The organism is Myroides indicus, assembly GCF_004364575.1.
GTDB lineage: Bacteria > Bacteroidota > Bacteroidia > Flavobacteriales > Flavobacteriaceae > Flavobacterium > Flavobacterium indicum_A.
Window position 1 is genome coordinate 60,307 of the sequence record NZ_SOAG01000006.1, and the last position, 24,814, is coordinate 85,120.

General features: G+C 34.1%; 20 protein-coding genes. 8 read left to right on the plus strand and 12 right to left on the minus strand.

Features of this window, described 5'->3' with window-relative positions:
• Positions 1-233: 233 nt before the first annotated feature.
• The 3 genes from C8P70_RS03815 to C8P70_RS03825 all read right to left on the minus strand — a co-directional run bounded on the left by C8P70_RS03815 (position 234) and on the right by C8P70_RS03825 (position 3,897).
• Positions 234-1,418: a hypothetical protein gene (locus tag C8P70_RS03815; RefSeq protein WP_133712013.1), complete on the minus strand. Its 1,185-nt coding sequence runs from the start codon at positions 1,416-1,418 to the stop codon at positions 234-236.
• A gap of 606 nt (positions 1,419-2,024) precedes the next feature.
• Entirely contained in the window at positions 2,025-2,639 is a 615-nt protein-coding gene (locus C8P70_RS13775) for a helix-turn-helix domain-containing protein (RefSeq protein WP_166666167.1), read from the minus strand.
• 517 nt (positions 2,640-3,156) lie between these two features.
• Positions 3,157-3,897, minus strand: coding sequence for a helix-turn-helix domain-containing protein (locus C8P70_RS03825; RefSeq protein WP_166666168.1), 741 nt, complete (start codon positions 3,895-3,897; stop codon positions 3,157-3,159).
• 629 nt (positions 3,898-4,526) lie between these two features.
• Between C8P70_RS03825 and C8P70_RS03830 the strand changes: the two genes are divergently transcribed.
• Positions 4,527-6,542 carry a BCCT family transporter gene (locus C8P70_RS03830; protein WP_133712016.1) on the plus strand — a complete coding sequence of 672 codons (2,016 nt, stop codon included), beginning with the start codon at positions 4,527-4,529 and terminating at the stop codon, positions 6,540-6,542.
• A 91-nt stretch (positions 6,543-6,633) separates the two neighbouring features.
• On the opposite strand, the gene C8P70_RS03835 is transcribed toward C8P70_RS03830, so the two are convergent.
• The gene (locus C8P70_RS03835; RefSeq protein ID WP_133712017.1) at positions 6,634-8,313 is read right to left on the minus strand and encodes an amino acid permease; all 1,680 of its coding nucleotides are present in this window, start codon (positions 8,311-8,313) and stop codon (positions 6,634-6,636) included.
• 521 nt (positions 8,314-8,834) lie between these two features.
• Here C8P70_RS03835 and C8P70_RS03840 point away from each other — a divergent pair.
• The 4 genes from C8P70_RS03840 to pstB are packed head-to-tail and all read left to right on the plus strand — an operon-like array spanning position 8,835 to position 12,077.
• Positions 8,835-9,614 (plus strand): substrate-binding domain-containing protein, encoded by a 780-nt coding sequence (locus tag C8P70_RS03840; RefSeq protein ID WP_133712018.1) that lies wholly within the window; start codon positions 8,835-8,837, stop codon positions 9,612-9,614.
• Positions 9,604-10,494 (plus strand): phosphate ABC transporter permease subunit PstC, encoded by an 891-nt coding sequence (gene pstC / locus C8P70_RS03845; protein ID WP_133712019.1) that lies wholly within the window; start codon positions 9,604-9,606, stop codon positions 10,492-10,494. The genes C8P70_RS03840 and pstC overlap by 11 nt, the downstream gene beginning before the upstream one ends.
• On the plus strand, positions 10,484-11,341 hold the full coding sequence (pstA, locus tag C8P70_RS03850) for a phosphate ABC transporter permease PstA (RefSeq protein WP_133712020.1): 858 nt from the start codon (positions 10,484-10,486) through the stop codon (positions 11,339-11,341). Before pstC ends, pstA begins: the two co-directional genes overlap by 11 nt.
• Complete coding sequence (gene pstB, locus C8P70_RS03855) at positions 11,331-12,077, plus strand: phosphate ABC transporter ATP-binding protein PstB (protein WP_133712021.1); 747 nt, start codon at positions 11,331-11,333, stop codon at positions 12,075-12,077. Before pstA ends, pstB begins: the two co-directional genes overlap by 11 nt.
• A 203-nt stretch (positions 12,078-12,280) precedes the next feature.
• Here the strand turns inward: pstB and C8P70_RS03860 are convergent, their stop codons facing one another.
• The 3 genes from C8P70_RS03860 to C8P70_RS03870 form a co-directional block, all read right to left on the minus strand.
• Positions 12,281-12,661 (minus strand): carboxymuconolactone decarboxylase family protein, encoded by a 381-nt coding sequence (locus C8P70_RS03860; protein WP_133712022.1) that lies wholly within the window; start codon positions 12,659-12,661, stop codon positions 12,281-12,283.
• 432 nt (positions 12,662-13,093) lie between these two features.
• Positions 13,094-13,249, minus strand: coding sequence for a hypothetical protein (locus tag C8P70_RS14305; protein WP_166666169.1), 156 nt, complete (start codon positions 13,247-13,249; stop codon positions 13,094-13,096).
• Between the two features lie 6 nt (positions 13,250-13,255).
• Positions 13,256-13,624: a heavy-metal-associated domain-containing protein gene (locus C8P70_RS03870; RefSeq protein ID WP_133712023.1), complete on the minus strand. Its 369-nt coding sequence runs from the start codon at positions 13,622-13,624 to the stop codon at positions 13,256-13,258.
• Between the two features lie 189 nt (positions 13,625-13,813).
• Here C8P70_RS03870 and C8P70_RS03875 point away from each other — a divergent pair, with 189 nt between their 5' ends.
• The gene (locus C8P70_RS03875) at positions 13,814-14,881 is read left to right on the plus strand and encodes an endonuclease/exonuclease/phosphatase family protein (RefSeq protein ID WP_133712024.1); all 1,068 of its coding nucleotides are present in this window, start codon (positions 13,814-13,816) and stop codon (positions 14,879-14,881) included.
• A gap of 41 nt (positions 14,882-14,922) precedes the next feature.
• Here C8P70_RS03875 and C8P70_RS03880 read toward each other — a convergent pair whose 3' ends face one another.
• The 4 genes from C8P70_RS03880 to C8P70_RS03895 all read right to left on the minus strand — a co-directional run bounded on the left by C8P70_RS03880 (position 14,923) and on the right by C8P70_RS03895 (position 18,419).
• The gene (locus C8P70_RS03880) at positions 14,923-16,128 is read right to left on the minus strand and encodes an NAD(P)/FAD-dependent oxidoreductase (RefSeq protein ID WP_133712025.1); all 1,206 of its coding nucleotides are present in this window, start codon (positions 16,126-16,128) and stop codon (positions 14,923-14,925) included.
• Positions 16,129-16,275: 147 nt separating this feature from the next.
• On the minus strand, positions 16,276-16,983 hold the full coding sequence (locus C8P70_RS03885; protein WP_133712026.1) for a DsbA family oxidoreductase: 708 nt from the start codon (positions 16,981-16,983) through the stop codon (positions 16,276-16,278).
• A 131-nt stretch (positions 16,984-17,114) separates the two neighbouring features.
• Complete coding sequence (locus tag C8P70_RS03890) at positions 17,115-17,960, minus strand: SDR family oxidoreductase (RefSeq protein WP_133712027.1); 846 nt, start codon at positions 17,958-17,960, stop codon at positions 17,115-17,117.
• A gap of 48 nt (positions 17,961-18,008) precedes the next feature.
• The gene (locus C8P70_RS03895) at positions 18,009-18,419 is read right to left on the minus strand and encodes an Rrf2 family transcriptional regulator (RefSeq protein WP_133712028.1); all 411 of its coding nucleotides are present in this window, start codon (positions 18,417-18,419) and stop codon (positions 18,009-18,011) included.
• Between the two features lie 230 nt (positions 18,420-18,649).
• Between C8P70_RS03895 and C8P70_RS03900 the strand changes: the two genes are divergently transcribed.
• Entirely contained in the window at positions 18,650-20,341 is a 1,692-nt protein-coding gene (locus tag C8P70_RS03900; RefSeq protein ID WP_133712029.1) for a metallophosphoesterase, read from the plus strand.
• Positions 20,342-20,553: 212 nt separating this feature from the next.
• Here the strand turns inward: C8P70_RS03900 and C8P70_RS03905 are convergent, their stop codons facing one another.
• The gene (locus C8P70_RS03905) at positions 20,554-21,543 is read right to left on the minus strand and encodes a Ca2+-dependent phosphoinositide-specific phospholipase C (protein ID WP_133712030.1); all 990 of its coding nucleotides are present in this window, start codon (positions 21,541-21,543) and stop codon (positions 20,554-20,556) included.
• A gap of 191 nt (positions 21,544-21,734) precedes the next feature.
• Between C8P70_RS03905 and C8P70_RS03910 the strand changes: the two genes are divergently transcribed.
• Positions 21,735-24,812 (plus strand): SusC/RagA family TonB-linked outer membrane protein, encoded by a 3,078-nt coding sequence (locus tag C8P70_RS03910; protein WP_133712031.1) that lies wholly within the window; start codon positions 21,735-21,737, stop codon positions 24,810-24,812.
• The last annotated feature ends 2 nt before the right edge of the window (positions 24,813-24,814 follow it).

Here is a 24,814-nt window from a genome sequence, read left to right on the forward strand (position 1 = left end):
CGGAGCAAATTCACTTAAACTTCGAAGTGATACGCGCGGAATTAAAATTCCTTTGTCTTCAGCTTCTACATCTAAATAGGCTGATGTTTTGGGAGCATCAGTGCCAATTCCAACCTGTGCTTTTGCAAAATAAACCGAACCGAATAAGGCTGCGATTAATGTAATTTTTTTCATAAACTTTGATTTTTATTATATATATATATATATCTAGAAAATATATTTTTCTTTATTTTTTAATACAAACGCTGAATAGATAAGAAGATCTTTCTCACATTATCTGTATCACCTGTTGTATTTAAGTTATCTACAATAGGGAAATAATAAATGCGATACCACTTGTCATCCAATGAGAGATCAACCTGAACGATTTCCTGTCCACTTACTCCATTTCCGCTAGGTCTAGGTGTACTTACTCCTAACACATCATTAGCTCCATAACCATAGTAAATACCATTATCTAAATTTACCCATCCGCCATCCGCTGCCAAAAGATGGTTTCCTGATCTAAAACTGTCTATAGTAGTCATAGCGCTAAACCATATTTTTACGGGTTGTCCCGAAACATTCACCAATCTCGGATTAAAACTGACTCCCCCAGCACTATTTGAGCTGGCATTAAAGTAACCGTCTAATCTGATTTTACCTCCTAAAATAGGCAGATCGTCTGCATAATAGCTCATCCATCCTTTAGCTTCAGTACCGTTTAAGGCAGTTCCACTTCCAGAGACAGATGCTAAAATCGGAGGAGTCTGATAATACACCAAATCCCCTAACGTAATACCGTCATCAGCACCAATAACCGCATCACAATTTTTCCCTCCTATTTCAATGGTAAAAACGGTTGTTTCAGGTGAACTAATTGTTGGTGTACCCTTTATTGTATAACTTAGTGTACCTGCGCCGTTAGCAAAGCTTCCAGCAGCAAGAGTTGCTGTTAACCCATTTACAGGTCCTATAGTTTGAGCGGGATAAACCCCACCGTTTCCTCCTGTATATGGAACATTCATAACTCCTTCAAAAGGCTTTCCATTTTCATATCTGCTCGGTATTAGGGTTATTGCATTACAAGTTATATCCCCTATAGCTCCATCCGCCAGAGATGAACCGCTTAACGCTCTCCATTCTTCACCATCCCAAAAAACATAACCTTTGTAAGAAAAACCACTGCCTGTTCCTAAATTGTAAACTAACAATCCTACTGCAGGATTAGGTATCGTCGTTGTATCTAATCTTGAGTTCAACGCTAACCTGGGAGCCAAAAAACCCTTTTTATTACCAGACTCTAGATTGTTCACATTTAATTCCAAAATTGCCGAAGTATCGGGTGTAGGAGTACCAATACTCATTTGAGCAGATCCGGTTAAAGAAGCTGTTAAAAAGCCTATTAAAAATGTTGCTCTTAGTAATTTGTTTTTCATAAACAATTTTTTATTCAGTTAAACTTGAAAAATAAGTTTTGTAATTTTTCGAAATAATCACTAGGCAAAGAGAAGGCTTTATTTTCTCTTTTAATTCTCAAATTATTGAGAAGAAGTTCGTCCCAATAAAATAAACAAAACGTAAGTAGCTAAATTACAGTAATTTAAAAAAATAAATGATTAAATAATTGGGAATAACACTAAAAATTTAGTTTTTTCACACAAAAACATTCATATAAAACACTTTTTTATTGTCTTTAATAATAAATAAAAACAATAAAAAAGTTTTTTATACAATTTATATTAAAAAACATATTATGTTTATTAAAAAAGCAAATACATATATAAATAGAATGGAAATGAATAATTTCATAAAAGATAAAACTATATTATTCCGGTAAAAGATGCGTAATAAATATTTTATAGTAGAATATTCACAAGCCAAAAATCATGTCGATTTAACCTTCAAATTTAATTTATGATTCTCTGCTTGTTTTTTAATATTCTTGTACTCTATCTAAAGAAAGACTTTTTCAAATAGAAAATTAATAAGAATAAAAAATCGCCTAAATAAATAGGTAAATTCAGCAGTACCAAACAAAGAGATTATTTCTTCTTCTGAAATTCTTTAGGAGACATATTGTAATGTTCTTTAAAAACTCTGTAAAAAGATGCCTGAGAATTAAACCCCGCCATAAAAGATATATCAGCAATACTCAGCTGTTTTTCTGCCTTTAATAGTTTAACCGCAAAGTCAATCCTTTTTTTATTGACATACTGACTGTAATTAGTATTAAATATCAACGAAAAAACCTGCGACAAATCATGAGATGTTATTTTTAATTCTCTTGACAACTTTTCAATAGTCAAGCTGCTGTCTATAAAAAAAGTTTCCTGCAGTGCCTCAATTTTATTTGCATAATCCTCCAATACGTTCTTATTTTTTTTAGATCTTGTGTATTTTTCTACAAGTGCATTATCACTTTTGTGAGCTAATGCTTTTTGACTAAGAAAACGTTCATCCTTTTTAACACTTTTAAATAAAAGATCTTTCAACCAAACTCGATGAATTTGGATAATAATAAATAACATGAAAATGTGCGCTACCAAACCACTGATTAGATTGTCAGTATAGCTATAATCGAGTCGCAACGCATCTCCTATCAAAAATATACTTCGTATAGCAAGAAGTAACAATCCGTCAAAAAAAAGTCTCTTCACTCTTTTTTTATTTTTTGTCAAACTATGGCAATACATAACATACATGCCAATCAAAGCATATACAAGCATCTGTATTCCTGATATCCATTGCAATATTGTAATATACACAATCAGAGATACACGCTCTAAAAAAAAACTATAGAAGATAATTTGAAGCAGAAACAATATAGAAAGTATGATTCCTGGTACTAAATGCAAGTAAAGTTTTTTGCTTTTTAACCGCAGCAAATTTTTTTCAAAAACGGCACTTCTGACAATATATAAGAATAACGGTCCATAAAATAATTTAAAAGGTGCACCTAAATTTAAGAATTGCCAATCGGGCCAAAGTAATCTTATTAAAAATGCATAACAAGAATGAACTAGAATTAAAATATTTAATGCGTAAATAGAGAAATCTGAATCATTTTTTAACCCTTTTCGCTTATATAAAACAATATTATATATAGAAAATCCAATTGCCCCCGATAGAAGTAATAACGATAAAACTTGCTCGTACGTAAACATTCTATTTCCCTTAAATATTTAGTTTTTGATCTCTGAACTCAGATGGAGTTTGTTTAGTATACTCTTTAAAATAACGATTAAAAGATGATTTTGATCTAAAACCTGCCTGAGCCATTACATAATCAATAGTATAGATATCAGCATATTTTTCCAGTAATTTCTTAGCGACCTTAACTCTTTCTTCTGCAAGCAAAGAATAAAAGCTTTTATTAAGTATATGATTTAATAAAAAGCTAATATCTTTTTTATCCATTTGTAGAGCATCCGATAAATTATCTAGCGAATAATCAAGGTCTAAAAAATCTTTACTTGTTTGAAAATAAGTATTCAAAGAATCTATTTTTTCTTTATATTCTTCTGATAATTTTTTACAGTCTTCTCTATTTTTTTGTTCGCTATTGCTTCTTTGTAAAGACCACAAAATCATCACTGTATATATGATAGAAAGTCCGATTAGTCCAATTATTAGAAAGAATGAATTAACATTTAAATCAAAAACTCCCCTTTTATAAAAAGAATACTCTACTGATGTAATGCCTAAAAGCAATAAAAACCATGCATTGTATTTTAACCAAAATTTAAAATCTGAAGCTATGTAATTATTGCTTTTATCTAATAAATATATTAAACTATATATAACCAATAATAAACCTAAAAGTACAAAATCATAATCAGCAAAAGGTTTTATAGGCAAGATAACTAAGAGTAGATATGCTATCGGTACTACAAAATAGGACAAAAACTCTAACAAATTGTATTTATTTTTAAATACGGCAGCTAATACAAGTAAAAGTGGAGCGCAAAAAACCAGTACTGTTACTTTTTCAAATAGAACAAATAGAAACAAGGATATAACAAGCCAAAAAGCATATATTTTTGAAAGCACCAATGCCAGCTTATAGGAAGATTCCGCTAATAGAATACTTTTTTTAGTAAACATAAGATGTAAAAATTAAGTTTTAAACTAAAAACTATTCATAATCAAGATTACCCGTTTTATTAAAAAACAGTTACTCAATATTTCATTAACATAAAATATTTATTTCTTGCTTCTGCTTTTTAAGCATAAATCAGATAAATCCCACAATAAACACAATACACAGCTTTATTTTTATTTACATAAAATTTACGTATATTTTTATCTTTTATACAAAAATAAAAATATTTATTTAATAATCTATATTTTATTCTGAGCATTTAACTTTATTTTCCTATCTTTGAAGTTCTTATCATTTCATTATCTTGTCTAATAAATATTTTATTTCTCATTACATAAATACTCTAAAAAGACAAATCTTATTTTATATTAAAATAATTACTAAAAATCTTAATTTTCAGTTTACCTAATAACAGAAAATCATAACTATTTAAACTAACTGTATGAATAAAACTCCAAGAGTAAGAACCACACTAAGTAAGGGAATCATCTTTCCGAGTTTGATTTTTATCATGGGGATTTCTCTCCTGTCAGCTCTATTTCCTAAAGTTACGGAAAACCTGCTAAACACTATTAAAGAATTTATCTTTATAAACCTCAACTGGATATATGTATGGGCTGTAACTATCATTGTTTTATTTCTTATATACCTTATGGTTAGCAAATACGGTAATATAAGATTAGGTAGAAATGACAGTAAACCTAAGTATTCTTTTTTCTCGTGGATCTCAATGTTATTTGCCGCGGGAATGGGAATAGGATTAATGTATTTTGGTGTATCAGAGCCTATGCAACATTATTCTAATGAAGTTTTTGCTTCGGGCTCAGTTGTAGATCAAGCAAAAAATGCCCAATTATACACTTTTTTTCATTGGGGAATCCATGCCTGGGCAATATACGGAATTGTGGGGTTGGCGCTTTCCTATTTTGCTTATCGCTATCGTTTACCTCTTTCTTTGCGGAGTTGTTTTTATCCGCTATTAAAAGATAAAATTAAAGGAAAATGGGGAAATACCATTGATGTCTTTGCTCTATGCAGTACATTTTTTGGTATAACTACTACTTTGGGTTTTGGAGTTGTACAAATTGCATCCGGATTAGAAACGCTAAACTTTATTCCTGAAAGCAATTTTATGTATTACGTAATTATCGTCTGTATCTTGGTTTCTCTTTCCATTCTATCTGCAGTCAGCGGAGTAGATAAAGGAGTGAGAATATTGAGCAATATTAATGTAATAGGCGTTATTACCTTATTATTTTTTGTATTGGCATTAGGTCCGACCGTATTTTTGATAGGAAGTTTTACAGAAGGGATAGGAAGCTACATCAACGATTTCTTTAGCCTGACCTTTAACACACATATCTATGAAGAAAATAAGCTTCCGTGGTTTTATGACTGGACAATTCTTTATTGGGCATGGTGGATTTCCTGGTCGCCCTATGTAGGTCTATTCATAGCCAAAATTTCTCAGGGAAGAACTATAAGAGAGTTTATAGCTGCTGTGCTTCTTTTGCCTACTTTATTCAATTTTATCTGGATGACAGTTTTGGGAAACAGCGCCATTTGGTTTGATCTTCATATTGCGGAAGGAGCATTAAGCCAGCTTGCCGGAAACCCTGATGCACTTATGTTTCGCTTTTTAGAGTATCTACCTTTTTCCAAAATAATCAGTTTCCTCACTATTCTTATCATCGTCATTTTCTTTATCACTTCGGCAGATTCAGGGATGTTTGTCATGAACAGTATTGCTACAAAAAATGCGCGCATTTCTCCTAAATGGCAAACCATCGGATGGGGGATCTTATTAACAACTTTAGCATTAGTTTTACTAAATGCAGGCGGATTAGTTGCCTTGCAAAGTATGACATTAATTACTGCTTTACCCTTTTCGGTTATAATGCTTCTTTTTATTGTAAGCCTTATGAAAGCATTGATTATTGACAAGGATTATTACGAACGAGATCTTTCTGTCACTTCAACCCACTGGTCTGGTGAATACTGGAAAGAACGCTTAAAACTTATTATTTCGTTTAACGATAAAAAATCGGTAAGCAGTTTTATCAATACAACAGTCAAAAGTGCTTTTACAGAACTGCAACAAGAGTTTTCTGAAAATGGAATTGAAGCTAAGATAAATCATTACGAAAAACCTTACAGAGTTGAGATTGAAATCAAACACGATATGGTTAACAATTTTATCTATGGAGTAAAAAATGAATCCAAAACGCTCTCCGATTACCTGCTTGACGAAGATAATTTGCCGGACGCAGAAGAAAGTCAAACTTATTTTCCGGAATCTTATTTTGGAGACGCCCGCGAAGGATATGATGTTCGACTTTTTACCAAAAACGAACTGATCTCCGATGTGTTGAAACACTACGAAAGATTTATCGAAATTATTTCAGAAGAACGCAACGAAATGTTTATCAGCAGTAATGCTAATCAGAGGTTCAAATAGTTTAAATATCAAATTAAAATAAGGTCAGAAATTGCCGCGTATTATTACGGTTAATTTCTGACCTTATTCTTTTTATATAGTCAATTTCTATTTAAGAAACAGAAATATCCGATCGGTTTCTAGCTGAGAACCATACATAAGCAAAATACAATAAGTGAATTGCTGCCATTATTAGAGAAAAATAATATAAAACGGTGTCTCTGCCTTCTGTATTAACATGATGCAGAATGGCAATAAAAATAAGAATTACTGCTAAAATTATATTAGAAATAGCGATCACTTTCTTAGTTTTTGTTGTTACTTTATTACCGGTTTGATTGAGCAAACTGTGTTTAGCTCCGTAAAAATAATAAAGATCAAGTCCGATAATCATCCAAATAACCAGTCTTACCCATGTGTCAAGAGGCAAAAATGCCATCATAAAAAAACAGGTTATAATTCCTAATACAGGAACAAGAGGAACCAACGGAGTTTTAAAAGCCCGGGGCGCATCAGGCATTGATTTTCGCATAACCATAACGCCTGTACAAACTAAGATAAAAGCAAACAGCGTACCTATACTGGTCATCTCTCCCACCACTCTTCCCGGTATAAAAGCAGCAAAAGCACTTACAAATACAAGAAAAAACAAATTGGATTTATACGGTGTTCTGAATTTTGGGTGAACCGCAGAAAATACTTTGGGCAGCAAGCCGTCTTTACTCATAGAATAAAAAACCCTGCTTTGTCCCAATAGCAAAACTAAAATTACAGAAGCATATCCCAATAAAATAGCAATAATAATTGACGTGTTTAACCACGGATAAGCTGGAATAACAGTTCCTGAAGCATCAATATTCCCCATATTATCAATAGCTATAGCTACGGGAGCCAGATGACTGTTTGCATCACCCGCAGTAAAAGCTCTATAGTCTACTACTCCGGTCATAACATAAGCAAAAGCAACGTATAGTATAGTGCAAATCAGAAGAGATCCCATAATACCGATGGGCATAGATTTCTTCGGGTTTTTAGTCTCCTGAGCCGCCGTACTGACAGCATCAAAACCAATATAGGCAAAAAATACAACCGCAGCTGCACGTATAATACCCGAAAAACCAAATTCTCCAAAATTGCCTGTATTATCGGGAATTAGAGGCATGTGATTTTCTGGTTTTACGTATTTAAATCCTACAACAATAAACACAATAACTATAGATACTTTTAGAATAACAATAATCGCATTTACAAATGCAGATTCACTAGTTCCTTTAATTAAGACTAATGAAGTAATAAAAACTATAAATACAGCCGGAAGATTTAACCACCCGCCGTCAAAAGGAGTATTTATGAGTTCGTGAGGCAATGAATACCCGAAATTCCCCAATAAAGCGTTTAAATATCCCGACCAACTGGATGCTACTGTTGCTGCTCCTACTGCATATTCCAACACTAAATCCCAACCTATAATCCAGGCAATATATTCCCCCATAGTTGCATATGAATATGTATAAGCACTACCCGCAACTGGAATCATTGAAGCAAACTCAGCATAACAGAGTCCGGCAAATGCACATCCCATCGCAGCAATTAAAAAAGAAAACATAATTGACGGCCCCGCATAATTTGCTGCTGCCATTCCTGTTATCGAAAACAATCCTGCTCCTATAATTGCCCCGATTCCCAAAGCAATCAATCCCCATGTGCCTAAGGTTTTTTTAAGGTTATTTGCTCCACTCGCATCAGCTTCAGCAAGCAAACCCTCCAGTGTCTTTTTAGAAAATATACTCATAATGAAATTCTTAGTTTATATCAAAAATATAAATATATTTTGTTTTTACTAAATAATAGTTAAAAAACAAAATCAATAAAAAGAATTACATCAATAAAACCATTTATTTTACAAATAAATATTCAAAAAACATACTTACATCTTTTGTACAAACCTCACTCCAATACTTAGTAAAGAAAATGTCATATACCTTTGAGCAAGCGTTCAAAAAGTTATCTCCCTCCGTTGTCTATACACCGCGAGCCGATACCCTGCCTTCTTGGGATAGAAACACATATTTTAAGCATCTTTTCTAAATAAAGCCAAAAGAACAAATCTTAGTACAGCGCATTAGGTTATCTTTAATTTTGAGTAAACCTTGATGATAATTAACCATTTAATAACACGTAAATAATACACAGGTTATACAAACAATAGAGTTTTGTTCTGATGAAAAAACAGATTTTTTTGTAAGTAATTTTTTATGTCTTTTGCCTGTCTTTTTGCTAATATCATGCGGAGATAAAGATCATTCCATTAAAATGAAAGGATCGGATACCGAAGTAAATCTGGCTGTAAATCTGGCAGAACAATACACTGAAATAGATCCTGATTTTAGTATTGCGATTTCCGGCGGCGGATCTGGATTGGGAATTACCTCATTACTGAATGGTCAGGCAGATATAGCCAATTCTTCCCGCCCTTTATCTGATGAAGAAACAAAACAATTCGAACGCAAAAATATTGTCTTACGCACAGTAGTTTTTGCTGAAGATGCCACCGCTTTTGTAGTGCACAAAGACCTGCCTTTAGACGAAATAGATTTAGCGACCTTAGCACTTATTCTCAAAGGAGATATTGTCAACTGGAATCAGCTAACCTCAGTTGACTTACCTATTAACATATACGGGCGCCAAAGTAGTTCAGGAACTCACTCTTTTATCAAAAAGAAACTTAAAATAGAATTTTCTTCGGCAGCCAAAGAAATGACGGGCAATGCCCAGATTTTAGAGGGAATCAAAACAGACAAATCCGGAATCGGGTATGTGGGTGCCGGATATATTGCACATGAATCCGGCAATCAAACAGTAAAAATACTCAACATCAAAGAATCTTTTAACTCACCTGCCTATTCTCCTATTGATGCTCATACCATCAACAATAATCTGTATTTCTTTCAAAGACCATTGTATCAGTTTATTCTAGAAGATTCATGGAAAAAAGTAAAGCCGTTCATCGATTTTGAAAATAGTGAAAGAGGTAAGCAACTAATCATTCAACACGGATATTATATTAAAGATCGTACTTCAAATGAAATATAAAATCAGAATATTGCTGGACACTATATTCAAAGACATTTTTAAAGCAACGGGGCTTTTAGTTCTTTTTTTACTGGGAGGAATTTTAGCTCTGCTAATCTACAATTCTATTTCTTTTTTTATGGATGTAAAACCGTTGGAATTCATTACTGGAATGGAATGGAATCCGACTGGTAAAAGTCCAAAATATGGTATGCTCCCCCTTATTCTGAGCACAACGCTGGTAACTTTTGGAGCCATGATCATCGCCATACCATTAGGAGTAGGAACGGCTGCTTTTATTTCAGAATATGCTGGTTCCAGATTAAAAAACATTCTTAAACCAGCGATTGAAATGCTCGCTGCCGTTCCTTCTGTGGTAATAGGTTTTTTAGGTATCGTTGTAGTTAGCCCGGGATTAGCTAATCTGGCAGATTTACCAAATGGTTTAAATGCTTTAAACGGAGCCATTTTACTCGCTGTTATGGCTTTGCCTACTATTATCACGATTTCTGAAGATGCCATACACGCAGTGCCTAAAACCTATAAAGAAGCAAGTTACGGCGTTGGAGCCACCAAATGGCAAACCTTGCGCAAAGTAATTATCCCGGCAGCCGGCCCCGGCATTATATCTGCCATTATGCTGGGCGTAGGACGTGCTATTGGTGAAACAATGACTGTTTTAATGGCTACGGGTAATGCCGCTCTCATTCCCAAAGGTTTCTTTGACTCTGTCAAAACAATGACGGCAACAATCGCTATAGAAATGGGCGAAGTACCTTATCAAACTACCCATTATTACGGCTTATATGCCTTGGCAACTATGCTTTTTTTTATGACCCTAATAGCCAATTTAGTGGGAGAATACTTTATTAACAGATTTAGAAAATATCATGCAACATAAACGATTTAAACTCTCCTCTATCATTGAATGGGGATCATTAACAGGTACAACTCTCATTGTTTGCTTTTTTCTTGTTGTCATTATATTAGAAATTGTATTTAAAGGAATCGGGAGCATGTCTTGGGAATTTATTTCTTCTATACCCAAAGAGGGCATGACAAAAGGCGGTATTTTAACCCCCATTATAGGAACCGTTCTCATAACATTAATTACTGCTGCTTTTGCAATTCCGTTTGGTATTTGTTGTGCCATTTATTTGAATGAGTATGCAGAAAATAATAAATTAACGCGCATCATTAGAGCAGCTATACGCAATCTGTCGGGGGTTCCTTCAATTATTTACGGATTATTCGGGTTAGCTTTATTTGTACAGACTTTACAATTAGGAACATCTTTATTAGCTGCAGGATTAACTCTGGGTTTGTTATCACTACCTTATATCATCACAACCACAGAAGAAGCATTAATGCAAATACCCAATAGCACCCGCGAAGCGGCTTTGGCTGTAGGAGCAACTAAATTTGAAACGATTAAAGATATTGTTATTCCCTCAGCCGTACCCGGAATATTGACAGGCGTAGTTTTAACTTTGTCCAGAGCAGCAGGCGAAACAGCTCCTATCCTATTTACCGGAGCTGCTTTTTATATCAGTGATACCAACGGATACATCAATCAAGAGTTTATGGCATTGCCATACCATTTGTATATGCTGTCCACACAGCATCAATCAATTGAAGAGGTGAGACCAATTGCATATGGCACCGCTCTCGTATTAATTTTGGTAGTCTTTTTATTAAATCTAAGTGCCTTTTATATTCGCTATAAATTCAGAAAAAATGAAAACTAAATTATCTGCTGAAAATTTAAACATCAGTTTTGCCAACAAACAAATTCTAAAAAACGTAAACGTTAATTTTCAGGAAAATGAAATAACTGCACTAATCGGACCTTCGGGGTGCGGAAAAAGTACTTTATTGCGAAGCTTAAACCGCATGCATGATTTAATTCCCTACGCTGATATTCAAGGATTAGTAAAACTTGAAGACATTAATATTTATGCAAAGAGTATTCCGGTAACAGAAATTAGAAAACGCATCGGAATGGTTTTTCAAAAAGCTAATCCTTTTCCAAAAAGCATTTATGAAAATATTGCTTATGGACTGCGAATTAACAATTTGCCCCATGACAAAACAGTCATTGAAAAAGCATTGACAGAAGCTTTTTTATGGGACGAAGTAAAAGATGATTTAAAAATGCCTGCCCATCGTTTGTCAGGAGGTCAACAGCAAAGATTGTGTATCGCTCGCGCCGTTGCCTTAAGACCAGAAGTTATTTTAATGGACGAACCCTGTTCTGCCTTAGACCCCGTGAGTACTTTAAAAATCGAAGAGTTAATTCTTCACCTGAAGCAAAAATACACTATTGTTATTGTAACGCATAATATGCAACAGGCACAACGAATAGCTGATAAAACATTTTTCATGTATTTAGGAGAAGTAAAAGAAAGCGGCAATACAAAAGACATTTTCGAAAACCCTAAACACGAAATGACAAAAAACTATATCAGCGGCATATTTGGGTGATTTTTGTCTTTTACTTTTCAAATCTACCGAAACATATACATAAAACTCAAAATATATTAAGGGTACAAATACCTGTTAATCCGACTAAATAAATATAAAAAGTACTGAAAAAAGCTCTTTTAATGAAAGCATTTTTCAGTACTAAAACAACAGCCAGCTACTTTTTTCTATTGTATTTTCTGTTATACAAAATTTTTCGTTGGCTAAAAGTGACCACTTATCGCAATCCGATTCCAGGCATTAATTACAATTACGGCCATCACGATCTGTGCTATTTGATTTTCGGTAAAAAATTTAAGAGCCTGTTCGTAAGTTTCATCGGTCAATCCATTTTTATGAATCAATGTAACTTCTTCCGTAATGGCAAGTAATATTTTTTCTTCTCCTGTAAAAACAGTATCCGTTTCCCGCCATACCATCAACAAAAAAATTCGCTGATTTGTTTCTTCGTTTTTCAAAGCATCTTTCGTATGTATATCAATACAATAAGCACATCCATTGATTTGTGATGAACGGATTTTAATAAACTCTTTCAGTGCTTTTGAAATAGAAGTCTGAGAAAGATAAGCTTCAAGTCCCAGCATTGGGTTATACGGAGTTAATGTTGATTCGATTTTGCATTTTTCTATATTTTAAAATGATAATGCAAAAATCAAGAACAACAGTTTAAAAAATATTAAACTGGTTTAAGAAAAATATTTTTTCTTTATTTCACTCAAATATTCGGGAGTAAATACCAAAAAAGAAGCAATAAGATATTGAGACACACGCTGCACAAATGCCGGATAAGTATTAGCTAAAATAAAATTCTTCCTTAGATAATGAAAAAAGATACTTTATCCGCATTTGAGAGGCCGCATACGCTCGCTGATAAACAAACCGAAAATAGCGTTCCATCACTGGAAACTTATTCACAAGTTTTTCCTGATTATCTGTCAACCACCAATTTTCTATTTCAAACTCTGTTGTTTGCTCAGTACCCTTTTCATTGATAAAAAATTTCCGAAGCAAACCATTCAGTACAAAATAATGGTATTTACAAACCTGACCTCTTCCATCAGATTTTCCCTTTTAGCAATAAGTTTTTCACTAAAATTATTTAGTACCTCATCATACTCTGAGTCTTCAATACGGATAAATTTTTCTAAATGATGTTTAAATAGCTGAGACATACAGAATTATTTTTTGCAACAATCGTCCAATTGTTCATAAGCAACCGGATCTGCTTTTACATCGTCAGCATCAAATCCTAATTTAGAGATATAGATTCTTATGGTATTTAAATCTGTTTTTTGTCCATTATAAAATACTGTAATTGTATTTTCTTCCTGATTAACTTCAAACTGTCTCATTCCCTTTATCTTATACAGTTCTTTGTTGAATTTTTTCCCACAAGACTCACATTCAAGACAATGTTCGCAATATAGAGCAGTTTTAATTACGGCTTTTTCATTCTTTTTGCCATTTTGAGCCGACAATGTAATCGACATCAAACAAGCAAATACGAACAGAATAGATCTTAGAGGAGAATAGAATATGTAATTCATAATATAGTTGTTTTAATAGTATTGCAATAAACAAAAGTATTTTAATAAATCTAAAAAACAAATATCTTGTAAACTATTTATCTGGTAATCATCGTCATCCGAATATATATTTACAAAAAGATAGTATATAAAGTTCATATTAAAACTTTTTTTTGTATTTTTCTATTTCTTAATTTAGTATACAGCAATATGATTACTGTCCTAATAGTTGTTTCTTCTTTGTTGATTATCTTAAGCGCCTTGCCGTTTATACAAAACCAACATTGGGTTTTCAGAGTGGCAGAATTCATCAAACTACAGCTTCTGATTCTGCAAATCATTGTTTTTACAGTAACACTTTTTTATGTAAGAAAACATCAGTGGCTGTGGTATCTGCAAATAACTCAACTGGGGTTGATTGGTTATCATATCTACCTACTTATGCGCTATACCAAATTTTGGAAAACGACAAAATATCCTACTACAAACAATGTTTCAGACAAAATAAAGATTATTTCGTGTAATATTTATCAATTTAATAAGGAGTACCATCGTTTTATACAACTTATTCGTCAGGAGCAACCCGATATTTTTCTAACCATGGAAAGTAATAAGAATTGGGAGCAAGCAATGCGTGTATTAGAAAAGGACTACCCAAATTATGAAAAAGTAACGCTTGAAAACACATATGGAATGCACTTTTACACCAAATTAAAAGTAAACCGCATTCAAACGCATTATTTTGTAGCAGAAGACTTGCCCAGTATAGAGGCTGAATTAAAAACAAGAGATGGACACAAATTTATATTTTTTGGTGTCCATCCTCCACCGCCAAGCCCTACGGAAGAAGATAACTCCAAAGAGCGGGATGGCGACTTGCTCAGTGTGGCTAAAAAAGTAAGAGACTATCGTCTGCCGGTAGTGGTTACAGGCGATTTTAACAATGTGGCATGGGCTAAATCATCTGTTCTTTTCAAAAAAACAAGTCGATTGATTGATGCTCGCATAGGAAGAGGAATCCTGTCCACTTTTCACGCTGATTATTGGTTTTTCAGAGTCCCCTTGGATTTGTTATTTCACAGTCCGGAAGTATTCATTGACAAGCTCTTTATTTATCCTTCGATAGGCTCTGATCATTTCCCTATTGGCTGTACTTTCCACATCGATATGAAGTCTGATCAACAAGAGGAGGAAGTAAAGCATTTAGAAAAAGGTGAAATGAAAGAAGTTGACGAAATGATAGCTGATGGGAAAGAAGAAGAAAGCGATAACAGGTAAAATTTATACTGCATCATAACTGCAACCTGTAATTCTGTATTCTATCTTCCAAATCGAAACCATTCACTCAGCGGGTGTATTTCTCCATTCATCCAATCAGACACCATTTTCATGCCTGCAACCGAAAAAGTTATACCATTACCTCCAAATCCTAAAACAAAATAACTATTTTTAAAACCTTTGTGTTCGCCAATATATGGCAATCCGTCTTTTGTTTCTCCAAATGTTCCTGCCCAGGCAAAATCTGAATAAAAAGGGATATTGGGCAAATGTTTTTCAAAGGATTTAAGCAACCTCTTTTCTTTTTTACCAATTAGTCGATCTCTTTTTTGAGGATTTCGAAATTCTTCGTCTTCACCGCCAATTAAAAAGCGTCCGTCGTCTGTAGTTCGCAAATAAATATAGGGGTCAGAAGTATTCCATATCAACAAATCATCATATAGTTTACTTAATTTTGATTCAACTTCGGATACCATAGCGTAGGTGCTGATTAAATTGACAAATTTTTCTTTAATCATCAAAGCACTTTCATACCCTACGCAATACACTATTTTTCGGGCTTTTAAAACAGCTCCTGTTTGCAGATCAATCTCATTAAATGGATTTCCGTGGCGTACTTTTACCAATTTGCTTTTATCAAAAACCCGCAACCCTCTTTTAATATTATAGTTCAAAATCTCATGAACAAGAGCAAAAGCATCTATACTCGCACCTTGATCAGACAATATACCTCCGTAAGTTTTATCCAATTGATATTGCTTTGAAATTTCATCAGCTTCCATCCATTCTACTTCAAATCCAGCTTTTTGCCGGGCATGCAACTCTTTCTTCAGATTTTTCACATCTTTTTTAAGGGCAGCAAAATAGAGTGATTTTTTCTTTTTAAATCCTGCTTCTGATTTAATTTTTTGGCATATTTCCTGTAATTCATCAATTGCTTCGGAACACGCTTTATAACTGGATATCGCTCCATCCTCGCCTATCATGTCTATTAACTTATAAAGCGGTGTATCTATTTCATATTGGAGCATAGAAGTAGTGGCCGAAGAACTCCCGTTAGCAATTTCTCTTTTGTCAATTAAGACAGTTTTATAACCATCTTCCATACATTGATGGGCAATCAAACTACCCGTAATGCCTCCTCCTACAACGAGAACGTCACAACTCAAATCTTCACGCAACGACGGATAACTTTGGATAATTCCATTTTTGACCAGCCAAAAAGGTTCGTTTGATTTTAAATCCATAAAACTGTATTTTAAAGACAATACAATGTACAAAAAATCAGCATATAGTTAAATATGCTGATCTCAAATATTGTTAAAAAGAAAATCCAGAAGAAAGGTAAACTACTATAAAACCTTTCCGCCACCTTTATTTTCATTTGATTGGACTTAATCGCAAGTCCCGTCTGTACTACAACTTTGTCCTTGTTTAATCTCTAACTTTACTTCGGGATTCAGCTTTCTCCATTCAGCAAAAGACTGGGTTATGGTTTCTAAAAACGCCTGTGGAGGCTGTGCTCCTGAAACGGCATATTTTCTGTCAAAAACAAAGAAAGGCACCCCGTTTACGCCTATGTGTTGAGCTTCCTGAATATCCTTATTCATTAAATCAGTATATTTCCTATCGGTAAAGACAGAACTGAGCTCTTTTTCATCTAATCCGATATCTTTGCCTATCCGAAGTAAGGTTTCGATATCTGCAATATTTTCTCCTTCAATAAAAAATGCTTGAAACAATCGTTCTTCTGCTTCGTTAGCTAAATTTTTAGTTTTGGCAAACTGAATGAAGTGATGCGCCTTTCTTGAATTAACCATTACAGCTTGATCTAAGTTATAATGTAGCCCCGCCTGTTCTGCCATTTGGCTAACATTTTTCAGCATATCTTTAACCTGATTTTGACTCATTCCCTTTCTTCTCACAAGATATTCTTCCTGACTTTCATTGGCTATTTCAGGTATTGAAGCATCTAGCTGAAAACTTTTCCAAACTACTTCAATATGTTCTTTGTCTGCAAACTGTTCCAATGCTTTTTCAAAATTTCGCTTGCCTATATAGCAAAACGGACACATTACATCACTCCAAATTTCTATTTTCATATTTTTATCTTTTTATTTATAAATAGGAAGGTTCAATCTATCAAATTATTTCGTCTTCCTTAAATTATTATTAAACTACTGTATGTTTTTTATATGGTGAATCTTCTTTTAATTAAATGTAAAAACAGATATTAACTCAGTGTTCTTCTGACCGCTTCCGCCAAAGAAATAGTTGGTCTGCCTATCAAACGGGAAAGCTCTTTACCATCATCAAACAAATCATTGTGGGATGTTCCGGCATCAAAACCCGCAAGCATTTGAGCTAAGCCTTCCGGAAGTCCTTGTTTGTTCAGTATTTCTACATGTTCGTCTTCAGATAAATTGTTGTAAGGAATCTTTTTTCCGGTTTGTTTGGAAATTTCTGCAGCCAAATCTTTTAACGTATAAGATTCATCACCTGCTAATTCATAAACTTTTCCAATTTGTTTGTCACTGGTCAATACTACAGCCGCTGCTTCGGCAAAATCTTCTCTGGCGGCTGAAGAAATTTTTCCATCTCCTGCACTGCCTATAAGTACGCCGGCTTGTAAAGCTCCGGAAACAGATCCCATATAGTTTTCTGTATACCATCCGTTTCTTAGAATGGTATATGGGATACCTGAATCTTTTAACATTTTTTCAGTCTCAATATGTTCTTTTGCCAAACTCAATGAAGAAGTATCTGCGTGAAGCAGACTTGTGTACACAATCCATTTTACACCTGCTTTTTGAGCAGCCTCAATAATATTTTTATGCTGTGTTTTCCGCTGACCTATTTCACTACCCGAAATTAATAAAAGATTGTCAATACCGTTTAATCCCTGTAAAATAGCCTCGGGATTATCATAATCAAAAGGTCTGGCATCAATACCTAAATCAGCAGCTTTTTCTGGTGAACGAACCAAAGCTACTAAATTGTCTGAATTTACGCGTTGTTTCATCTTTTCTACTACCAAACGTCCTAATTGTCCGGTAGTTCCTGTAATTCCTATTTTCATATTTTATATATTTTGTAATAAAAGTTGTTACATTTATATTTAAAAAAATTAATCGAATTGCTCTACAAAATTTTTTAATGTTCTGTTTTGGAGAGAATTGATAACAATACTATCCGTTTCTTCAAACAGCCTTTCTAATTTTTTATTGATATCTTTTCCTATCGGACATTGGGTATCGTAACAATTATTTTTCTTACCCAGAACGTTTGAATTTTTGACAGCGATATAGATATCAGCCAGCGAAATTTCGCAACTGGACGCACTTAACATTGATCCACCCTCTTTTCCCTTTTTACTGATAACCCACCCCAATTGCTGCAAAACAGACAGCTCTTTCCTGACAATCACAGGATTGATTTGAATACTTTCTGCAATCCAATCCGAGCTCAGCAATTGATCTGGATTTTTTGCTAAAAGCGTCAAAATATGTATAAGCGTCGCAAATCTTGTGTTGTTCATAATTAAGAGCAAAGATAATAGTTTTTTTAATTGTAACAAAATATATTACAATTAATTTTATTTTATATCAGCTAAGAGCTAAAGTTATCTTTATTTTAAATAAATTGTTATGATGTTTTCAAACAAAAAACTCTTTATACTTTTATCAACCAAATATTAATATGTAGTCTTTAAGAATTATTATCATCACTAACCATTTACCGCATAAATTCAAAAAGATTTTATAACTGATGAAAAGTATCTTTTTTACAATTATTTTGTACTGCTGCTCAATTGCATGGGCACAGCAGCCACTTAAAATAGGAGTTTTATCTGATCCCCACTTACATGATATTTACCCCATTGATACAACTGAAACTTTAATGCCGTTTTACAACTCAAAAGCCAACACATACGAATTGGTTCGATCCTTGGAAAGTCAGATGAGTTCAACACGTCTGTTTAATGAAAACTATTTTGCCTTCAGGCAAGCCCTATCCGATTTAGCAGCACAAAATGTAAAACTGGTAATTATCAGCGGCGATTATACGGATGACGGACAGTTTTTAAACGTCACAGCGACTGACCGATTATTAAGCGAATATTCAGATCGGTATGGTATGCGTTTCTTTATAACAAACGGAAACCATGAAGCTGTAAACCCAATAGATCAGGAAGGAGGAAAAACAGATTTTATAACTCAGCAAGGACAAATAATAGGTGTCTATTCTTCAGCTGAATTACTAAAAAATAAAAAAGATATCGTTTATGAACCAATGAGAGAACTAGGATACGAATCTATGTATCCTCTTCTTAAAAACTATAGCTTGGAACCCCATCCGTCAGATTTGTTTTACACCACGCCTTTTCATGTATTTGACTATGAGACGTATCAATATAGTACAGACACATTTATCCTTACTCATCGAAAATATGAAGTAAAAGGAACAGAATATACGGATCTGACTTACTTGGTTGAGCCCGTTAAAGATTTGTGGATTTTGTCTATTGACGGCAATATGTACAACAAACTAGCTGAAAGTAAATTCAAAAATATCAGCGACGGATATCATTTTATTAAAGAGAGGCAATACTTGCTTGATTGGATTAAAATGATTGTGTCAGAAGCTAAAAAAAGAAATAAAAAACTGCTTGCTTTCGGGCATTACCCTATTTTGGAATTCAATAACGCACAAACTTTAGCATTAGAAAATTTACTAGGAGAAAATCAATTTCAATTAAATCGCGTACCCACAGAAGAAACTCAAATTTCATTTCGAAATACAGGGCTACCAATTCATTTTGCAGGTCATATGCATATTAATCAGCATGGATTTTTAAAAAAAGGAGAAAACATATTGTGGAATATACAGGTTCCTTCTTTAGCCGCATATCCTCCTGCTTATAAAATTGTAGCAATTGAAAAAAGAGAATACCATATAAAAACTATTGAATTACGGGAGGTAAAAGGTTATAACACTTTATTTGATCTTTATAAAAAAGTAGCAAATGAAAGTGATTTCAGTGATTTTTTTAAAGCAGACAATTATTATGAACTAACAAAAAGCCATTTAAAATATTTAAGTGAACACCGATTCTTAAATACTGATTTTGCTGATAAAAAATGGGATATCTATAAAAATGCCATTAATTTAAGGGAGATTATGGATTCTGATTTAAAGTCAAAACTATCATCAAATAGCCTGAAAGTTATAAATAACCTTGATTTTAAGACTATTGTTTTTGATTTGTACCTCATCCGAAACGGAAATGATATCGGCATTAAAGAAATAGATCAAAACAGGCTTAAGTTATACCAGGAATGGAGTCAGGCGATTTCTGCATCCGAGTCTCAAAGCAATTTAGATAAATTGGTTCTTCTCATTTATCAGATGTACCTAAACAGTATTCCAACTCAATACTTAAAGATTGAAGGAAATTAGCCATTGTTTAATCTGGCAGTGATAATTGCCATACACTGAATAACCAGAGAATATATCCGCTAAAAGAAACTGTCTCAAAACCAGCAGAACTTATCATCCTGAATTCATTTCAGAATCTTATACACTATTGATCAATGTTTTAAAGAAGCTCAAACAAGTTCTTGGCAGAAGTGAGGACTTTGAGACAGCTGTTTTATTTTATTTCTTGAATTTTATGGCAATATTCTAACATAAGAATTATCATCAAAAATCACCTTGTATGTTGAAGGAAACAATTTGCTTGGAACGTAGTAATCCGTAGTAATAATTTGAGCCTTTGATTTTTTTGCCTGTTCAAATGTTGTATAATCATTATTTCGGGCTTGTTTTGTGCTGTCATCCGCCCGGGTTCTTATAATGACACCTTTATCTGCATATTCAGGAATGTTATCATCATACGGATTATTTATAATCATACATCCTGATTTGGGATGCTCAAAAGGAACATTTAAAAAAACAGAACTCTCTTCCAATGCTATTTTATCAAATAGTTTTAGCCGATAATCTGTATTATCAATAATCCAAACAAATTTCCCGCAAGAGGCATCAATGGTTGGCCACTGAACAAAGTTCTTCGTTCTTTTTAATTCGCGAGGAGTAATTAAGTGTTTATCCGTCAATTCTCTTGCAATAATTCTATTAATTTCCTGTATATCTTCAAAGTGATATTTACTAGACGGATCCTTTTTATCATCTTTTAACTCCAGCGTAATAAAAATAGTTTCATGATCAGGATTCTGCTCAGACCAGGCTTTTAAAGCCTGAAGCTGTTTGACAAAACTGGGCTGATGAGTTTGATAATCAATATCAGGCATGTGAAATACCTTAAACCCGGGCTCTGCCATTTCTTTTGTCCATTCAAAAGGTTTTCCTGCAATTTCAGCTCCCGAAGGATTGGCATACTTATTCCCTTCGGCATCTTTCCATATATCAATCTCTAAATTCCGCAAACCTAAATCCAGTTGCGTTTCAATAGCAGGATGTTCATAATAAAGTGTACTGACATTCTCGTCTTCCTGTAGCAAATATTCATACAATTTTCTGTCGATTGCTTTTTTATAGCTGTTATGAGACCCTATTACCTGAATTTTATGTAGCGGAATATTTTGCCCGAAAACCCCTATAGAGCTTCCCAATAATAAAGTAAAAATTATTTTTTTCATATACTGTAGAATTTCGTTAAAGGTAACTTGCTTCAGGTTATACAAAAGTTTTTAAACCATTATGTATTCATTATTATTTTTTTCGCAAGACATGGTTTTAATCTCACTTTATTTAAGTTATTATAAAACACCTTTAATCTATACCTAATACGAGATGGTTTCCTTTGCGGTGTTGAAATTAAAAACTAATCATGAAAAAACACTCTATTCATTTCCATCTGTCAAAAACTGTCTTTCGGTGGAAATTGTCAGGCGTATGCAGCGCAATTATACTGTGCTCTTCTGTCGCCTTTGCCGGCACTCCGCAGAATATAAATCACATTACCGAAAAAACCTCTGTATCCTTCAAGGAAGAGTTAATCAAAGGAAGAGTAACAGACGAACAGGGCAATCCTGTTCCTTTTGCTACAATTTATATTAAAGGTACTCAGCAAACCGCACAATCAGACGAAAACGGAAATTTTGAGATTCGTGCAACTATCGGCGATACCTTAATCGTTGAATTTATCGGATACGAACCAAGCGAATCTGAAATCACAGAAAACACATTAAACATCGTGCTTAAGACAAGAGCTGAAATGCTGGATGAACTTGTTGTTGAAGTCGGTTACGGAAACAAGCACAGAAGTGATTTAACAGGGGCTATATCTCAGTTAGATCCCGGTACATTTAAAGACGGAGTAAATATTTCACCTGATCAATTACTACAGGGAAAAGTATCAGGTATCCGCGTAGTTCAGACAAGCGGAGAACCGGGAGCCGGTGTGGATGTATCGATTCGTGGAATAGGTTCTATCCGAAGTGGATCTACTCCTTTATTTGTGGTAGACGGAATGCCTTTATCTAATGAAAGTGTTTCTCCGGAAGGAAGTAATGTCGGTTTTGGAACTTCAGGCGCTAAAAACCCTTTAAACTTTTTAAATGCATCAGACATTGAATCTATGACCGTACTAAAAGATGCCTCTGCTGCTGCAATTTACGGAGCAAGAGGATCAAACGGAGTGGTAATCATCACAACAAAAAAAGGTACGTCACAAGAGCCTACTTTCACTTTTGACAGCTCATTAGGCTTTTCAAACGTCATTAAAAAACTGAGTGTTTTATCTGCAGACGAATACAGAAAACGCATCACAGAACCTGCCTTTGATCACGGAGGAAATACAGATTGGCAGGATATTATCTTGCGAACTGCCGTTACAAGAAACAACAGCTTATCCTTCGGAACAAAATCAAAATCAGGAGGAAATTACTTTGTGTCGATTTCTAACCTCAATCAGGAGGGAATTATCAACAAAAGTGATTTTAACAGGAATAGTGCCCGCTTTAATGCAGAGGAAAAGTTTTTTGATGACCGTTTGACGATTAAAGCAAACTTAACAGCAAGTGAAATAAAAGAAAATGGAGTACCTACTTCAGACGACGGCGGATCTGACGGGCAATTAATGATTCATACCTTAATGGCTAATCCTACGTGGAGTGTTTTTGACAAAAACGGAGAGTATACAAACTTTAATATGAATGCACATTATAACCCCGCATACTTGTTGGATATTTATGAAGATGAAACCAGAACACTTCGTGCATTGGCTAATTTAGAATTGGGGTACAGAATTTTACCGGGTTTAAACTATAAATTCAATTTCGGATATGATTTAAGCAACTCAGAGCGCAACACTACCATTTATCCCAACATTACCGACCGATCTCCGCGCGGTCAATATTACCAATCTAACGTCGAAAGCAAATCCTATTTATTGGAACATTATTTAACGTACGATTTTTCTGTTGACCGACATCAATTTGATGTATTAGGAGGTTTCTCTTATCAATATTTCCACAATACAGGAAATACGATCAACTTTATTGAAATAGCAGATAGAGAAGACGGTGTTTCACCTATGGATAATCCCGGATATCAAGGAAAATTCAATGGTGTTTCCGGATATACGCAGGAAAATGAATTACAGTCTTATTTCGGACGCTTCAATTATTCTTTTGACGGAAAATACTTATTTACCGCATCATTACGAGCTGACGGATCTACCCGTTTTGGACAAAATAACAAGTATGGCTATTTTCCTTCCTTTGCATTAGGGTGGAACGTAAACAGAGAAAACTTTTTAATGGACTCTGATATTGTGAATAACCTGAAAATCAGAGGAAGTTGGGGACAGACCGGAAACCAGGAAGTTCAAAACAAAATTACCCAGGCAAGTTATTCCCAGTCATACAGCGACGGATATTATTTAAATGCTGACGGAGAGTTAGTTCCCGGTATTACAATTTCAAGAACTCCAAATCCCAACCTGAAATGGGAAGTAGTAACTCAGTACAACGTTGGAGTTGATTTTAGTTTATGGGATGATAAATTATACGGAACGTTAGATTACTTTAATAAAACAACTACTGATGCCATTTTAAATATCCCTTCCATGTCTTTAAGTCCAACGCCGGATGTTTGGGTCAATATAGACGGAGAAATTGTAAATAAAGGTTTTGAGTTTATGTTAGGATCCAATATTATTAATAAAGCAGATTTTTCGTGGAATATAGACGTAAACGGAACATTTTTATCCAATACCATTAAAAATCTACCCGTATCACAAATTTTATCCGGTAAAATTTCAGGTCCGGGACAATCCGGCGTAAATGCAAACATTTATAAAAGCGGATATGCCTTGGGAAGTTTTTATGCTTTGGATCACATTGGCTATGATGAAGACGGACGAGATGTATTCAGAGATGTAAACGGAGACGGAATAATCAGTATGGACGACCGGATTATTATAGAAAGCGCTATCCCTGATTTCACTTTTGGCATCAACTCCTATATGAACTATAAAAATTGGGATTTCTCTTTTTCAATTATCGGACAAACAGGCGGTTTCTTAGCCAATAATACCATGTTAAACGCTTTAAATATTAATAACCTTGCCTCAGACAGAAATATAGCAACACAATATGCTGATTCAGGTGCAAATATTAGCAATCCTCCGCAATTTTCTGATTTGTACATTGAAAAATCCGATTTTATACGGCTTAACTCTGTTCGTCTAGGATATACAGTTCCCTTAAAAAACATCCAATGGCTAGATCATTTAAACCTTTATATGAGCGGACAAAACTTAGTAACGATTTCCGGGTATTCAGGTTACGATCCTTTAATCAATTCAAATAAAGCTACAGGAGGAAATCAGTCTATAGGAGTTGACTACACTTCCTACCCAACATCAAAAACTATTTTATTCGGACTAACGCTTAAATTTTAATC